Source organism: Alphaproteobacteria bacterium LSUCC0396 (genome assembly GCA_041228345.1).
Classification (GTDB): Bacteria; Pseudomonadota; Alphaproteobacteria; order Puniceispirillales; family Puniceispirillaceae; genus UBA3439.
Genome location: CP166131.1, coordinates 1,199,902 through 1,217,205 on the forward strand (window position 1 = coordinate 1,199,902; position 17,304 = coordinate 1,217,205).

12 protein-coding genes are annotated in these 17,304 nt (G+C 48.5%); 4 read left to right on the plus strand and 8 right to left on the minus strand.

Annotation, left to right across the window (positions count from 1 at the left end; translation table 11 throughout):
• Positions 1-17: 17 nt before the first annotated feature.
• Entirely contained in the window at positions 18-1,628 is a 1,611-nt protein-coding gene (locus tag AB8881_05835; protein ID XDZ64400.1) for a GMC family oxidoreductase, read from the minus strand.
• 90 nt (positions 1,629-1,718) lie between these two features.
• Here AB8881_05835 and AB8881_05840 point away from each other — a divergent pair, with 90 nt between their 5' ends.
• Together AB8881_05840 and AB8881_05845 are read left to right on the plus strand one after the other, a co-directional pair.
• On the plus strand, positions 1,719-2,480 hold the full coding sequence (locus AB8881_05840) for a GntR family transcriptional regulator (GenBank protein ID XDZ64401.1): 762 nt from the start codon (positions 1,719-1,721) through the stop codon (positions 2,478-2,480).
• Positions 2,477-3,592 (plus strand): mandelate racemase/muconate lactonizing enzyme family protein, encoded by a 1,116-nt coding sequence (locus AB8881_05845; GenBank protein XDZ64402.1) that lies wholly within the window; start codon positions 2,477-2,479, stop codon positions 3,590-3,592. The genes AB8881_05840 and AB8881_05845 overlap by 4 nt, the downstream gene beginning before the upstream one ends.
• A gap of 98 nt (positions 3,593-3,690) precedes the next feature.
• Here AB8881_05845 and betC (AB8881_05850) read toward each other — a convergent pair whose 3' ends face one another.
• From betC (AB8881_05850) to AB8881_05870, 5 genes are all read right to left on the minus strand, one after another.
• Positions 3,691-5,292, minus strand: coding sequence for a choline-sulfatase (betC, locus tag AB8881_05850; protein XDZ64403.1), 1,602 nt, complete (start codon positions 5,290-5,292; stop codon positions 3,691-3,693).
• Entirely contained in the window at positions 5,289-6,806 is a 1,518-nt protein-coding gene (locus AB8881_05855; protein XDZ64404.1) for a sulfatase, read from the minus strand. Before AB8881_05855 ends, betC (AB8881_05850) begins: the two co-directional genes overlap by 4 nt.
• A gap of 73 nt (positions 6,807-6,879) precedes the next feature.
• Positions 6,880-7,878 (minus strand): TAXI family TRAP transporter solute-binding subunit, encoded by a 999-nt coding sequence (locus AB8881_05860; GenBank protein XDZ64405.1) that lies wholly within the window; start codon positions 7,876-7,878, stop codon positions 6,880-6,882.
• A 146-nt stretch (positions 7,879-8,024) separates the two neighbouring features.
• Entirely contained in the window at positions 8,025-9,911 is a 1,887-nt protein-coding gene (locus AB8881_05865; protein ID XDZ64406.1) for a TRAP transporter permease, read from the minus strand.
• Positions 9,912-9,913: 2 nt separating this feature from the next.
• The gene (locus AB8881_05870; GenBank protein ID XDZ64407.1) at positions 9,914-11,158 is read right to left on the minus strand and encodes an ROK family protein; all 1,245 of its coding nucleotides are present in this window, start codon (positions 11,156-11,158) and stop codon (positions 9,914-9,916) included.
• Positions 11,159-11,240: 82 nt separating this feature from the next.
• Here AB8881_05870 and AB8881_05875 point away from each other — a divergent pair, with 82 nt between their 5' ends.
• Positions 11,241-12,740, plus strand: a complete 1,500-nt coding sequence (locus AB8881_05875; protein XDZ64408.1) for a sulfatase — start codon at positions 11,241-11,243, stop codon at positions 12,738-12,740.
• Between the two features lie 22 nt (positions 12,741-12,762).
• Positions 12,763-14,322, plus strand: coding sequence for a choline-sulfatase (betC, locus tag AB8881_05880; GenBank protein ID XDZ64409.1), 1,560 nt, complete (start codon positions 12,763-12,765; stop codon positions 14,320-14,322).
• A gap of 346 nt (positions 14,323-14,668) precedes the next feature.
• Here betC (AB8881_05880) and AB8881_05885 read toward each other — a convergent pair whose 3' ends face one another.
• Positions 14,669-15,517, minus strand: coding sequence for a TauD/TfdA dioxygenase family protein (locus tag AB8881_05885; protein XDZ64410.1), 849 nt, complete (start codon positions 15,515-15,517; stop codon positions 14,669-14,671).
• A gap of 98 nt (positions 15,518-15,615) precedes the next feature.
• Positions 15,616-17,238 carry a choline-sulfatase gene (gene betC, locus AB8881_05890; GenBank protein XDZ64411.1) on the minus strand — a complete coding sequence of 541 codons (1,623 nt, stop codon included), beginning with the start codon at positions 17,236-17,238 and terminating at the stop codon, positions 15,616-15,618.
• Positions 17,239-17,304 lie beyond the last annotated feature (66 nt).

Sequence of the window (17,304 nt, forward strand, 5' to 3'; positions counted from 1 at the left end):
TTAATTTGAGATTTTTTTCACGATCCTTGCAGAATCATATCAGCAGCCTTTTCGGCAATCATGTAAGTGGGCGCATTGGTATTTGCTGAGGTAATTAATGGCATTATTGACGCATCAACTACGCGCAATCTTTCAACACCACGAACTTTTAACTGTGGTGTTACCACCGCATCCTTATCGACGCCCATGCGGCAAGTGCCAACACAATGATAGACTGTGCCACCACCAGCTCTGATCGAAGCAAGTATTTCTTCATCTGTCTGAACATGACTCCCTGGCACCATTTCCTGGTGCCACAAGGATCGAAACTGGGGTTGTTTGTATATCTTACGCAGCATTTTAATACCGGCAACCATTGTTTTTTGATCAAGCTCTGCAGATAGATAATTTGGCTGTATTATTGGGTCTGCCGCCGGATTTGGCGAGGCAATATCAATGCGCCCCCGCGATTCTGGATGGCATTGCCACACCGCCGCGGTAAAGCCAGAATAGCGATGCAAAGGCTCGCCAGGCTTATCGACCGACAGTGGCATCACATTGAACTGAATATCAGGGGCGGCAGTTGGCGCATGTTCGGTTCGCGCTGCACCGCCAACCTGACCGGCACCAACCGTTAATGGCCCGCTGCCTTTGACCAGCCAGTCAAATCCCATTTTCAAAAGTGACAAAGGATTACGCACCTGATTATTCAGCGAGATCGGATCGTTCATCCGCACAATTGTTCGCATCTGATAATGATCCTGCAAATTTCCACCAACTTCAGCGCGATCGACCAGAACGGGTATATCTAATTTTGATAACAGCTTGGCCGGGCCAATGCCGGATAATTGCAAAATCTGCGGCGATTGAATGGCACCAGCACAAAGAATAACTTCGGCAGCGGCATTTATATCGGCGCTTCCCAGAGCATTTTTTACCCGCACCGCCGTTGCCACGCCATCGGTGATGATAATCTTTTCAACCATCGTTTCGGTTAGCACCGTTAGATTTGGCCGTGATAAAGCTGGTTTGAGAAACGCCGTCGCCGCGCTGGAACGCCAGCGCTTGCCAATCGAAAGATGATATGCGCCAACACCATAGGTCGACGCCCCGTTGAAATCGTCATTTTCAGGCAGACCAAGATGCCGAGCCGAGGCGATCCACGCGGCACAATGAGGATGATAGTTGCGTAATTGTGAGACCTGCACATCACCGTATTGGCCATGATATTGTGACGGCACTCCGGAAAATGTTTCTAACTTGCGAAAATAAGGAAGCACATCATCATAAGACCAACCTTGATTACCCAAAGCGCGCCAGCTATCAAAATTTTCTTTTTGCCCACGAATGAAAATCAATCCGTTGATACTGCTCGAACCACCGATCACCCGACCCCGCGGCCAGATAATCGACCGTCCCGCCGTACCGCCGCTGGGGTCGGTCGCAAAATGTCGGGCAACCAATGGGTTATTGATTGACCTAAAATAGCCGACGGGCAGTTTAATCCAAAAATCCCGATCCCAGCTACCCGCCTCGATGAGCAAAACCTGATGGTCAGGCCTGGATGATAACCGGTTCGCCAAAAGACACCCCGCAGACCCTGCGCCAATAATGACATGGGTAAATGTGTGACCAGCAAGATTTATCATAATTGTCTAAACATTCTATTTTTAGTATGTTAGTATGTTTAACAAAGCCACTGTGATTTGGCAAGCGCTTTTACCCAATGGACAAATGGCATGACAAAACTGCACAAACAGATATCGGGTCAGTCAGCAACACGGATCAGCCCGGCCCGACCACTGCCTCTATATTATCAGCTCTATGAAACCTTGCGTTCGCAAATTCAGGACGGCGTTTGGAACAATGGAGATTTCTTTCCGCCGATTCCCGTTTTAGCAGATCAATTCGATGTGGCTACTGTGACCGTTCGTCAAGCTCTTGGTTTGTTGCAAAAAGATGGGCTAGTGCAGTCCCGACAGGGACGCGGCACCGTTATCACATCATCGGCATTGCGGTTACAACCATTGCAGCTTGAATCAACCGTTACGGAAATTCTTGATCTTTATGCCGAAGATAGTCCAGACGTTGAATCGATTGATGAGGGGCTGGCCATGCCCCCGTTAAAGGCCAGTGATTTTCACCTCCTGCCGTCTTATTTCTTTATCAAGCGGGTACATATTCGTCATGGTGGGCGTTATTGCCTGATCACTTTTTTTCTGGCCGAACCACTATTTCGCGATCATGAAGACCGGTTTCGCAATCATCTGGTTCTACCGGTTCTGTTCTCGCTTGGTGATCTTGGCATTGCCCGCACTTGGCAGTCATTGCGTCTGGAAAAGGCGGATCACTCAACTGCAACAATTCTCAAAGTGTCCGCCGGTGATCCGATTGCGCGGGTCAAAAGATATATCACCAACCAGCGGGATGAATTGATCTATTTCGCCGATGTCCGGTATCGGGGAGATGCCATTCAATATAATATTGAGCTTAAGATATGATTAAAATTACCAAGCTAGAGGTGATGGTCTATCGCTTTCCGCTGGCCACACCGGTACAAACCTCCTTTGGCCTGATGCAGGATCGGCCGATGGTTTTGGTGAAATTGACCAGTGATGAAGGCATCACAGGTTGGGGCGAAATCTGGTGTAATTTTCCGAATGTCGGGGCCGAGCACCGTGCCCATTTAGTCACAAGTGTCTTTGCCCCACTTGTTCTATCAAAAGACCATGCGACAGCCGAAGCCGCCTTTGACTTTCTAACCGAATCCACCTGGGTTCTTGGCCTGCAAACCGGTGAATTTGGCCCTTTGGCGCAATGTATTGCCGGCATCGAAATTGCCCTATCCGATATTTACGCCAAGCAAAAAGATATGCCCTTATGGAAATTATATGGCGGTGAGACCAGCAAAGTTCCGGTTTATGCCAGCGGCATTAACCCGACAAACCCAGCCGATATCGCCAGCAAAGCGATTGATCTTGGCTATCGTGGGCTGAAGCTCAAGATCGGTTTTGGCGAACGCACGGATTGCGAAAACCTTGCAACGCTTAGCCATCTCGCTGGTGACAAAGTCGATCTGATGGTCGATGCCAATCAGGCATGGAACCTGAACCAAGCCCTTACCATGCTGGACGCCTTAGCCAAATTTGACCTGAAATGGCTGGAAGAACCAATTGCCGCCGATCGCCCCCAAGATGAGTGGCGCCATTTACAGAAGGCCGCGTCAATGCCATTGGCCGCTGGTGAAAATATTCAAGGTGATAAAGAATTCAACATCGTCATTAACCAAGACGTTTTGGCGGTGATCCAGCCAGACCTTGCAAAATGGGGCGGCCTTAGCAAAACCGTTCCGATTGCTCGAAACATCATCAGCGCTGGCAAACGTTACTGCCCGCATTATCTGGGCGGCGGCATCGGACTTGTTGCCTCAGCCCATGCGCTGGCCGCGGTTGGCGGGGACGGCATATTGGAAGTCGACATCAATCCAAATCCATTACGCACTGAGTTGGTTGGCGACATGCTGAGCATAACGCCGGGTATCGCAAGCCTTGGCTCTTTGCCAGGTTTGGGCTTTGAACCAGATCTTGCGCCGTTGAAAAAATATCAGGTGTGATAAAAAGGCTTCATCGATAGGAAATTCAAAGCGCAATCGTTAATCTACCCAACGGGACTGGCACACGATCCAAGCCAGATAATAGACATGACGAAGTATTACTTCTGAAAGTCAATTTCGCCACGCATCATGCGGTCGATCATTGTCGATGAAACTTCAGGCAAGTCTGGTGGTATCGTCGAGGCGCGCGGCAACCTAAGCCGTGACTTTGTCGCATCGACGCCATCACGGCGAACATAGCGCTCGGCATCCCCTTGAAAGGCCACATAATCCCAATCCGGCTTCTTACCCGGCACCTTGGCGATAAAGCTCCGGCGACGCTGGCTTGCGACAATTTCGTTTATCAGCATGTCCGGGTCATAGCCGTCCATGCCAATCTTTTTAAGCGCGGCAACTATTGGCGCATTGGACGCATCTTCGGCAAGATTAACGCGCTCATCGGGGTCGGCCTCCAGATCAAACAAAAGGTCGGGCTGCCCATGGGTAAAAATATATTTATACGCGCCTTTTTTGACCATACGGCACGGCACGCACGGCCCAATCGCAAGATAATCAGCGATCACGCAATCTGCCGCTGCGCTGGCATCACCCAACAGAAGCGGCATAAGACTATGCCCAGCCAGATCGGATATAGCCGGGCGAAGCGACGCCATATCCTGTCCGCCAAAATCGATAAATGTCGGCAGTAAATCAATAAGCGAGCTGTTCGCATCAATTCGGATATTCTTTGCGGCGCGCCGATCCAATATGACTAGCGGTACACGCGCTGACCATTCCCAGAAACATTGCTTGAACCACATTCCGCGCTCGCCCATCATCTCGCCGTGATCCGATGTGAAAATGACAATTGTGTTGTCACCCAAGCCGGTTTCGTCCAATTGATCCAAAATCTGCCCAAGCTTTTCATCAAGGTAGGAAATCATCGCATAATATGCATGGCGTGCATTCAGCAGATGATCCTCGGTTATGCTATGGCGGTGCCGACCATGTGCGAAGAACAAAGCCTTGGAAAAATAATCAAGCGCGGCAAAAGGAATTTCGGGCACGGCTGGCAAATCAATATCCTTGTGATCATAGAGGTCCCAGTAACGCTGCGCCACGTTAAAAGGCGTATGCGGACTGGTGAACGAAACCACCCCAAAAAAAGGCTTCTTTTCGTCTGACCTGGCAAGGTCATAGATTTTGCGAGACGCCTGAAACGCCACATCATCATCATAATCTTCCTGCATGGTTCGGATACAGGGACCAGCCTCAACAACCCCATTAAGCGCCGTGCCTGATGGCACAAAGGCCGGGCCAGCTGACCAATCTGCGATCCATTGAAAGTCGGCCGGATAAACATCAGTCGTCAAGCGTTCTTCAAATCCATGAAGCTGATCCGGCCCGATAAAATGCATCTTCCCGCACAAAAACGTCTGATAGCCTTGCGCACGCATGAAATGCGCCATTGTTGGCAATGATGATGCGATTTCATTGGCATTATCATAAACTCGGATATCCGGGCTCAATCGTCCAGTCAGCATTGATGCGCGGCTGGGAACACATAAGGGATTGTTCGAATAATTATTGGTAAACACGGCGCCTTGCGCGGCAAGCCGTTCAAGATTAGGTGTCTTGCAGACCTTATTGCCATAGATTGACAGGGCTTGCGCTGCCAGTTGATCGGCCATCACTAGCAGGATATTTGGCTGGTGACTCATTTGACCCCCTCGTCTGGACGCGCAAAACCAAAGCGGCTATAGGCTTCGGCAGGCGCGTCAAGTTTCACCATATGATCGATAATTAGCTGGCACATTTGCGCCACCTTTTCTGGATCATCAAGCGGCGTTGTTTGTCCAGGATCGGTTTGCAAATCAAAGAGCTGCGACTGCTGATCGGCAAATGGCATGCCTTGCACCTCGACCGGCACGCCGCCGTCATCAGTTTTGGGTGGCAGCTTTAGAAGCGGCACACCTTTGGTAAAGGAAAATGACGAATGCAATGTTGCATCAAGCAATTCTCGGATCGAAAAGCGCGTTGTCATTCTGGTTGGCATCAATGTGTATTCAAACAGATGTTCAGCCGCATCCACCACAGGATAGTGAAAATAGCTATAACGCCCGTCACAAACATTCACCGCAGCACCAAAATAACCAAAGACCAAACTGTCACGGCACTCATCATCTTTGGCCAAAAGTGGCAGCAAAGATTTTCCGGTAACATCATCAGGGATCGCCAGCCCTGCCATATCGAGGATGGTTGGCATGATATCCGCAGTTTGAGTTAATGATTTGCGCCGTGTACCGCCAGCATCGGCAAAATCAGGATGATAGATAAGCAACGGGATATGCGCAATTTCGTCATATACCGGCATCCGGTTTTTTGCCCACCAGTCATGCTCGCCAAGCAAAAACCCGTGATCAGTAGTCAGAATCAACGCCGTATCAGACCAAAGATCATGCGCGTCAAACACATCTAATAAGCGCCCAAAATATTCATCCGTCATGGTAACAAGCGCCGAATAATTGGCGCGAAGTTCGGCAATTTCTTCTGGCGTTTCAGTGACCCTATCATAGATCGGCCAATCCAGAATTGGCCCCTCATAGCTTGTTGGATAAAGCTCGCGAAATCTTGGTGGCGCGTGAAAAGGCTCGTGTGGGTCGAAACATTCGAGCTGCAATAACCAATTATTAGCCTGATGATTCTTTCGTAGAAATTCATCCGCCATTTTAAATAATTGTGGCGCGCAGTAATCTTCTTCATTTGTCATTGACTGCCGGTTGATCATATAGTTTGTACGGTGATGTTGAACCGGATGATACGCCGATTTGAGAGTGGTTAAATCAGGCTCTACCTCGGCTTTCCAACGGTCAATTGCCTGCCCCCTCACCAGCTCCCAAGATGAAAAACGCTGATGATATGTCGCGCCGCCATCGGCAAAATAATGATGATGATCAGTGATCAAATGACTATAGACACCGTTTACTTTCAGCAATTCGGGAAAGGAGTCATCAAACGGTTCCAGCGGCCCCCAACTGCGATGCAAAAAATGATTGCGTCCGGTATGAAGATCACGGCGAGCAGGCATACAAGGAAGGCTGCCGACATAATGATTGTCAAAGGTAATCGCGCGCTGTTGAAAGCGGCTGAAATTTGGCGTTTGAACAGTCCGTGAGCCATATGGCTGCATGGCATTTCGATTAAGTGAGTCTAAAAGCACAAAAACAGTTTTCATAAGGCTACACGCTTTCTGAACGGGCAAAAAATCTGACTGGCCTTATAACTGGCCAGCCAGATTTCATGTTGGTCTATTGACTTGTCCGCTTCACAAACTCTTCGATACCCGGCAAATTAATTTCACGGTAATACCGAAGCGCACCCGGATGCAGCGGCGCACCGAAGCCGTTCAACACCGTATTCTTATTAACCCGTCCAAAGGCCGGATGAACGGTTTTCAGATGGGCAAGGTTTTCCATAATCGCCTTAGTCATCTTATAAACGATATCTTCTGATACTTTGGCATGGATCACCAATGCATTGCCCAAACCATAGCTTGGTGTTGCCGCGTCAATCCCCTTATAGGTACCGGCTGGAATTGAAATGCGGAAATAGGGTGGATATTTTTTCTGAATATCGGCAAAGAACGCATCTGAAATAGGCAGTAACTTTACTTTTTTATTGGCACCCAGCTTGATCACCGGAGGCAGTGGAAAGCTTCCGTTCCACAGTGCTGCGTCAAGGTTTCCATCCGCAAGCATATTCACCATATTGCCAAGCTTTACCCGAAAATCCTTAAAATCTGTGCCAGGCGTCAGTCCAAGCTGTTCCATCATAGCATCAGCGTCAAGCATCGATACACCGCCTGGCTGACCCATGCCAACACGTTTGCCTTTCAGATCAGCAAGCGAATTCACCGGCCCACCTTCAAGCGTAATGACATGCATGGCGACTGGCGCGATTGATAGCCAGCTCAAAATCTGCCCTGGCTTACCACCGGCATAATCGCCTTTTGCGACATAGGCACCATATGATGACAAGGTCGTTGCCATCGCCACTTCCAGATCACCGCTATTCAGCAATTTAACGTTCGCCACATAACCCTTGGTTTCCTCAGCGGTCACATTGACCTCGGGAACGTTGCGATTAATAACATCCGCAATACCGGCTGACCATGTATAGGCGGTACATCCAACCGGACATGAGCCAATGGATATTTGTGTTTTCGCATTCGCAAAAGACGCTGTCCCCAAACTGCCAAGGACTATAGAAAAGGCTGTTAGCCCGATAGATTTTAGATATTTATTCATGTTTTGCTCCCTAAGTTAAATAAGGCAAATTAATTGAATATTGTAATCTCAAGCGGTGCTGGCCCCCCCCCACGCACCAATTCCCACCTTAAAAATCACAACTCCAGTTAGACTTGGACTGCCCCATTAATCCAGACCTTGCTAACTCACTCCTCTATCTTGGGGCGCGATAAAAATACAAACAGGCATAACGCCGCCAGTAAGGCAGCGCCAATCATCGAAATTTTCAGATGTGGCATCATCATCAAAAGACCGCCGATAAAGAATCCCGCTCGGCTTAGCGCGTTCAGGCGTGAAAAGGCCCAGCCTTGAATTGCAAAGGCCAAACAGACACATGCAATCACTGCTTTTACAACGAAAATACCAATCGTTACTGCACTGCCAATGCCAATCAGCGCTGGGTTCAGTACAAAGAAGAATGGCATGATGAAAGCGCAAATCCCGAATTGGGCCGAACGTAACGCAATTTTGAATGGATTTGCCCCGGCAAGCCCTGCTGCCGCATAGGCGGCCATCGCAACCGGCGGGGTGATTGACGACAACATGGCACCATAAAACACAAATAAATGTGCCGCCAGCAAGTCAACACCAAGGCTGACGAGCGCAGGTGCAACCAGCGTCGCCACCAAGATATAGGCGGCGGCGGTCGGCAAACCCATGCCAAGGATCAGCGATGCGACCATGGTCAAAAACAGCGCCAGAAACAAATTATCCCCCGACACTGCGATAATGAGTGAACTGAATTTCAGGCCAAGACCGGTCAGCGTTATAACGCCAATTATAATGCCCGCGGTTGCACAGGCCACCGCGACAGGCAAGGCAGAGCTGATGCCAGCGACAAAACTATCAAAAATTTTGGCAAGCGTTAAACGCGTCGCTTTGCGGGCAAAGCTGGCAAGGATGGTGACAATGATTGCCCAGAACGAAGCATACATAACCGAATAACCGTCAATCAGCATGTAAGCAAAGACCGGCAATGACAGCAGCATATGCCCGCCATAAAGAATCGTTGGTATGAATTTGGGCAATTCCTCCGCCTTCAATACACTGATGCCCGATTTCACCGCCTCAAGATGCACGACCGCGAACAGCACGACATAAAACAGCACGGCTGGCAAAATAGCCGCACTGGCAATGTCCAGATAGGGGCGTTCAATAATATCCGCCATGATAAAGGCAGCCGCGCCCATAACCGGCGGCATTAACTGCCCACCGGTCGACGCCACAGCTTCGATAGCCCCAGCGACTTCGGGCTTATATCCGTTACGTTTCATCAAGGGAATTGAAATTGTTCCAGTTGTTAGAACATTCGCCACAGCGGTACCTGAAATCATGCCCATCAGACTGCTGCCTACAACAGCAGCCTTTGCTGGGCCACCACGCGATTTGCCAGTGGCGCTGGTTGCGATATCCATCAGCACGTTACCCGCGCCTGAACGCTCAAGCATCGCGCCAAAAATAACTATCATAATGACAAAGGTCGCGCTGACGCCAAGCGGCGTTCCGAAAATACCGCCACCACCTAAATAAAGATGCCCAACGACACGCTCAAGTGAATAGCCACGATGAAAAAACAAACCGGGAAGCATTGGCCCAATAAAGGCATAAAACAGAAACACCAAAGCCAGTATCACGATTGGCCAACCGATAGATCGCCGTGTCGCCTCTAGCAAGGTGATAACACATAAGATGCCAAGCCATAATTCTAAATCGGTCAATTCGCCCCATCGCGATGCAACAGCGTCAAAAAACACCACGTGATAGATCAACACACCAAACCCGACAAACATCAGCGCGCTGTCTACAACCAGTTTTTTCCAATCCGATTTTCGCCAATCAACCATGCTGGCGCTAAAGATCAGCAACACAACCAGCGCCAGATGGAACCCGCGTTGCAGCATGTCCGAAAACACACCGAAAAAGGCTGAATAAATGCTGAATAACGCCAGGATAATTGCCACCACATTGCGGATTGAACCAACCAAATTGGGCGCACCCAAACGAAAACCCTCAAGAACCGAACCTACAGTCATTTTCAGCGCCTCGCTGCTATTGAGTGATTAAGTGATTCATCCATTAATGCATCGACATTCAAACTTGCTGAGAACACCAGATTGGACATTGCCAACCCAACAGATGCAGCTGCGGGCGATAGCACATTTGTATCCTCGCTACAGACAACTTTCCCCTGGTAACCAACCTCGATAAGCTGGCTTCGAAACGCCTCTACATAAATTCGATTTCGGCCTAGTGGCCCGGTTAGAACGCAAAATTCTGTGTCTAAGACTTGCAGCACATTGACCAAATGCGTGCCGAGCAACGCACCCGCATTACGCACCAAATCAGCCGTTTGTGAATCTTCGTCATTACAGTCATTGATTATGTCGCGCAGTAACTTGTCATGCGAACGAAATTGCTTGATGTTCTCATAGCCAGAATCCCCCATGCCCAGCTTGTGGATAATAGACCATCCAGACGCCACAGTATTCAAACATCCGCGTTTGCCGCATGAACACAAAACACCATCGCGCTCGGCAAGAAGATGACCAAGGTCGCCAGCCAAATGCCGATTGCCAGTCAAAAGCTGGCCATCACTGATAATCGCACCACCGATACCCAACGCCGCCCGCACAAGAACCAAATTTTTTGCGCCAATAAAACTGCCTATACGGGTTTCGGCAATGGCAATACAGCGCGTAACATTTTCGATCACCAAAGGACACTTAAAGCGAAGCTGAAACTCCTCACGCAAATCAAATTTAGGCCAACCAAGATAGGGTGCGCTTTGCAAGGATTGTGATGTTTTGTTCAAAAATCCGGCAATCGCGAATCCAACGCCAAGCAACCGCGATCGCTTAACCTTATGCAGCTTGCAAAGCTTCGCAGCATAATATGCGACTTCATCTAGTGTGTTAAATGGGTCAGCTGGCAATTTCGGGTAGAAAGAAACCTCATCAATCACCGTGCCCAATAGATTGGAAAGGGTGACGCTGGCATGGGTTGCCAGCACAGTGACACCAAGAACATAGCCGCCATGTTTATTAATCCACAAGCCAACACGCTTGCGGCCACGATTGACGGAAATAACCGACGACGGACCCTCTTCAACAAGGCGCGAGCGAATCAGCTCATTCACAATATTAGTAATGGCAGCATTGGTAATGCCAATCAAACCCGCGATTTCAGTTCGATCAATACCCGGGCTTTCATGGATCAAGGTTAACACCTTACCACGGTTGATTTGCCGGACGCCCTCAAAGCTCGGGGGGGGTATATACATTCAGAACTCAATTACTCTTTATTTAATTTACATATCGTGATTAAATTATTTAACTTAAAAAAAAATAAGTCAAGGACTGACAATGAGCCCAAAAATAGACCATCAAAAGCCTAATATTGTTCTAATTATGACTGACCAGCAGCGCGCTGACACAATTGCCGAGCTTGGGCATCCTTGGATGCAAACACCAAATCTGGACAGGCTAGTCAAACAGGGCACGTCCTTTACCAATTGTTTTGTGACCTCGCCGGTCTGTGTTTCATCACGGGCCAGTGTTTTCCTTGGTGCTTATCCGCATACCACCAATGTCTATACAAATTTTGAAACATGGCAGCCGAACTGGGTTAGCTGGCTTGCACAGGCAGGCTATCACTGTGTCAATATTGGCAAGATGCACATCAACCCCTACGATGCCAAAGGCGGTTTTCACCAACGGTTTTTTGTTGAAAACAAGGATCGGCCGCTATTTCTGGAAGACCATGAACGCGCGCTTTACGACGAATGGGATAAGGCGTTGAAGGCGCATGGGCTGGAAAAACCATCCCGTTATACGCGGGTAAGAGACGATCGCGATGCTTTTTTGCAGAATCTTGGCTGTTTTACCTGGGAAACTGATGATGATATGCATCCAGATAATTTTGTTGGCGACACGGCGATCTGGTGGCTCGAAGATCGCAAGGCTGACAGCCCGTTCTTTTTGCAAATCGGCTTTCCTGGCCCACACCCACCATATGACCCGACAGATGATTTTCTGGCGCTATATAAGGATACCAAGTTTCCCCATCGCGCCGCATCTCAGCAGGAGGTAGCCGAGCAGCCAAAGATGCACCAGCAGCTTCGTCAGAGTATGGTTGATTTCAACATAGACAGTGTTGCGTGGCGTGAAAATCTGACGGATGAGGATATCCAGCGGCTACACCGATATTATTCGGCGAACGTATCGATGATTGATCAGAAGGTCGGGCAGATCATGGACAGTCTCGACAAGCAGGGATATTTAGATAACACCATCATTATTTTCTGCTCTGACCATGCCGATGCTTTAGGCGAACATGGGCATATTCAGAAATGGACAATGTATGATTGCGTGACCCGGGTACCGCTGGTTTTTTGGGCCCCTAACTGGATTAAACAGCAGCAGCAATGCGGCGATCTCGTTCAGCTAATGGATATCGCGCCAACAATCTTAAATTTCGCTGGTATTAAAACGCCTGAAAATTGGGAAGCGCTTGCCCTAAATAAAATCCTAACTGATGGTGTTTGGGACGACACAGATCCAGAAACAACATTGCGCCAATATGTCTATGCAGAGCTTGGTCGTGATCACATACAATCTGGAGCAGAGTATGTTATTATGAGACGAGACAAACACTGGAAATATGTGATTTATCCAGGTTCTGAGGAGGGTGAGTTATATAACTTAACTGAAGACCCTCAGGAATTAAAAAACTTGTGGAATGAACCAGATCTTCGCGAGCGGCGTAAAGACGCAGCAATTGAAATATTGTCATGGTCCAGCTTGGGAAATTTCCGTGGACACCGCCCTCCACCAAAAAAACCTCAAGCGCCTATGAAAATATAGCATCAAGTAGGGACTAAAAAAGATGGTTAAAAAGCCCAATATTCTTGTTGTGCAGGCGGATCAACTTACAGCGTTATGTCTGAACGCTTATGGCAAGCCTTTAGCAAAGACGCCCAACATAGACAAAATAGCCGCACACGGCACTGTTTTCCTAAACACCTATTGTAATAGCCCTGTTTGTGGACCCTCTCGGGCAGGTATGATGACAGGGCGAATTCCATCAGAGGTTGGTGTTTATGACAACGCTGGAGAATTTCTCTCATCCGAACCGACATTTGCGCATTATTTAAGAGCGCTTGGTTATCAAACAACTCTATGCGGCAAGATGCACTTTGTTGGCCCCGATCAACTTCATGGTTTTGAGCGGCGCCTAACGACGGATATTTATCCATCAGATTACGGCTGGACAGCTGATTGGTCACAAATAGAAGAGGAGTATTCTCCATCAAGGATGAGCCTTCACAGTGTCGTGGAGGCGGGTATCTGCGAGCGCAGCCTTCAAATTGATTACGATGAACATGTTTTTAATGCGGCTCGTCAGGAAATTTTTGATCTCGCCAGGTCACCTGATGATCGGCCTTTTATGCTGCATGTATCTTTTACTCACCCTCATAATCCCTTCGTTACCACACAGGAATTCTGGGATCTTTATGATCATAATAAAATTCCCCTGCCAGAAGTTTCTTATATTCCATATGAACAACGAGACCCTTGGGCCCAACGATATTATATGACCATTAGGCAAGACGAGTTTAATATAACCAATGATCAGTTGCTAAATGCTCGCCATGCGTATTTTGCCATGACTAGCTATTTTGATCATCTTATAGGAGGTTTGGTCTCTGCCCTCAAATCGACCGGCCAATATGACAACACCTACATTTTTGTCATTTCAGATCATGGTGATATGATAGGCGAGCGCGGCATGTGGTATAAATTCAATCCATTTGAAGGATCTGTTCGCGTGCCTATGATCGCGGCGGGGCCGAAATTCAAAGCCGGACATGTGGAAACAGCATTAACAACATTAGCTGATTTGTTGCCCACTTTTGCTGATATCGCATCTGGTTCGTCATTTAAAAATTATGCAAGCCCTGTCGATGGGCGTAGCCTTTTCGCACTGCCCACACCCGGTTCAGGTCATAATACAGTCTATTTTGAGTATTGCGGTGAAGGCGTTCACGCCCCAGCCCTCATGTGTCGTCATAACGCTATCAAATATATACGGTGTGGAGATGACCCAGAAATGATGTTTGATTTAGCCAGCGACCCAAATGAACAAAACAACTTAGCTATCGACCCCAAATTTGCCAGCACTTTATCAGAGATAAGGTCATTGGTCGCTGAACGTTGGGATGAACAAAATTTGGCAGCTCGCGTAGAGACTTCGCAGCGTAACAGACTTTTTGTCCAAGAAGCTATGAAAGAGGGCCTTTTCCCATCATGGGATTATACGCCGCCATTTGACGCATCTCGAGCCTATGTTCGTGGCGCAATAGACCCAAATACCACGGCAACAAAGGCTCGAAAAAGGTTTCCTTTTGTGCCAACAACACCGCCTGAAAAGCCAAGGCTTAGTTAAGCTTGGGGAAAACGTAAAGCGTAAAAACGAAGACCTCCAAGCCGAAATCAAAGGGGCAAATAAAGATGGTTGCGGGGGCAGGATTTGCTCAGGCCGATACAGTGACCACACAAATATAGATTGATGTTTTTGAAGACTTTGAAGGACAAGCCCAGGTGTCCACATGACCCGTGTCCATGCGACAGATATTATCACACTAGAATCTCCAATATTGGGCTGGTAAGAATGCTACCCTGATGGCTGTCAAAGATGGACTGTTCGCTAGGATGTGGTTTGATCAAATCAAAAAATACATGCTTAACACGGCGAAAAAAGCAAACCTAAGCTGGCTTTTGAGCTTTACGGACTAGAAGCGCGTATCAGCGATGGTTGTGCGATGGAGGAGCCTGTCATAACCGTCATAGCCGCCCGTTGCCGCATGCAGCAGCGAACGGTTATCCCAGATGACGAGCATGTCGGCGGACCATTTGTGGGAATAGAGGATTTGCTTAGCGCTTTGGTATTCATAAAACATATCTAGCAGCTCCTGACTTTCCTGCCGGTCAAAACCAACAAAGCCCTGGATATATGCGGCCGATGAAAACAATGCCTTTTGCCCCGTCTCGTGATGCGTTCTCACAAATGGATGCTCTGTTTGCCTTCTTGCTGAATCATTAGTGATGATCTTCATCGACCGTCCTTTGGCCTGATCGGAGGCGCCAAATTTGCCATCAGGCGCATAGCCTTTTTCAGCTGAATGGATTGCAACCAGAGAATCCGCCTTATCGCGCAGGTTGTCCGGTAAATTTTCATAGGCAGCCACCTGGTCAGCGAACACAGTGTTACCGCCCATAGGTGGTATCGTGATACCAAAAAGGCATGTCCCCGCAGGTGGCACATCCAGAAAACTCCAGTCAGAATGCAGGTTCTCTGCAAAAATGGGTGTCGTTTCATCCGCGTTCCGCTGAATGGCAGCAATGTTTTGATGGCCATCAATATGTCCAAGAAAGGGATCCTCCCCAAACTCCCCAAAATATAGAGAAAACCGTTCCAGATCGTAGTCGTTCATCTGCTGTTCGGGAAAGACAAGCACTTTATGCTTAAGCCAAAGACTGCGCAGCTCTGCTACAAGATCAGACGATAGTTCTCTGGTCAAATCAACGCCGGTAACAAAAGCGCCAAACGATGCTTCGGTGTTTTTAACATGCAGTCCCATACTATACTCCCTGTAAAAAGTTTGGGATATTCCAATTCCTCAAAACGCGTTTAACGGGCCCAATTATAATCTGATCAGCAGCTGTTAAAAATCAGACACTATTGCTCGAATCGGGGCGGCGGGATGATCGAAGCGTCAAGTTCGGCAGTCTGAGTCGGTGTAGCAGGGGCTTTTGGTGGAAGCTGATAGCGTGCCTTGGTAGCGTGGGCTCCCTTCTTCAGACCACCTCCACGGACAAATCGATCGGCATCTCCGGGTTGCACGACGAAGGCCCAGTTGGGATCGCTTTCCGATTCCTCGGAGAGACCACGCAGGAAAATACGCTCCCTTTGGCTTTGCCTGATCCGTGCATCATAGTCCCTGGGATCATAATTCTTTAATGCAATAGCCTGCAGCTGCGCCAGCGTCTTGGCATGTGCTGGATCCTTGGCCAGACTCTTCAGCTCATCCGGATCCTCCTCCAGGTTGAACAGCAGTGGCTCATAGCCATGAGTTAGGATAAGCTTATATGGCCCTTTTTTCACCATACGAACTGGCCCCGGAGTGCCACCTGCGGAAAAGTCTGAAACAACAGCAGCATCACCGCCACCGAAAACACGGCTACCAGACTGGTCACCGGTAATCACCTGCTTTAACGACCGGCCAGCGAGTTTTACTGGCATATTCTCAACCTTGCCACCAGCTAATTCAATTAGGGTCGGCACGATATCGATGATCGACGTGTTGTTCGCGTCGCGTCCCTGGGTGATGCCAGTGCCGGAGAAGATCATTGGAATCCGAACCGAATGTTCAAACATCGACATTTTGTACCACATGCCACGTTCACCCAACGTTTCTCCATGATCTGATACAAAGACCACGACGGTGTTGTCATCCAGTTCGGTTTCCACAAGCGTGTCAATCAGCCGGCCTATCAGGGCATCGGTGTAAGAGATCATCGCGTAATATGCGTGTCGCGCGTTCCGGATATCTTCCTCGCTTATAGGATAGGTGTTGTACTGATGTGAAAAATACAAATATTGGCTACCTGCATCCTTTTTCATGAGCGGGATTTCCTCAATCTTTGGCAGGTCAATCTCATCATGATCATACATATCCCAATATTTTTGATGAATTGTAAATGGAGGATGTGGGTGCGTGAAAGAGGACACTACAAAGAAGGGCTTGTCACTTTTACCCTTGCGCGCCAAGTCGTAGAACTTCTGAACAGACTTGTTTGCCACGTCGTCATCATAATCCATCTGCATCGAGCGTATACATGGTCCAGCTTCAAGAACTGGCCTGACTGTCGCACCTGCAGGACTGGGCTCAGTAACGTCGGCGCTCCAATTTGCCGTCCATGAAAAATTTGCGGGATAAATGTCAGTTGTCAAACGCTCTTCAAAACCATGAAGCTGATCAGGTCCAATAAAGTGCATCTTGCCGATGAGAGATGTCTGGTAGCCAAGGGACCGAAGAAAATGCGCAATCGTTGGAACCGAGGCGGGCAATTCAGCGCCATTGTCATAGGCGTTGATATCGGGGCAGAGCCTGCCTGTCATAAACGATGCTCTGGCCGGAGCACATAGAGGAGAACTCGTGTAAGCATTGTCAAACACCGTACCACTTGCAGCGAGCCTAGAGATATTAGGCGTCTTCACGACGCGATGGCCATAATCAGGCATGAACTGCGGTGCGAGTTCATCGACCATAATCACAAGAATGTTCGGCTGCTTGTCCATGTTATCCTCGTTATTGGCCTCATAAGAACCAAACCTTATTTCATTTTTTATTTGTTTGTACAGTGG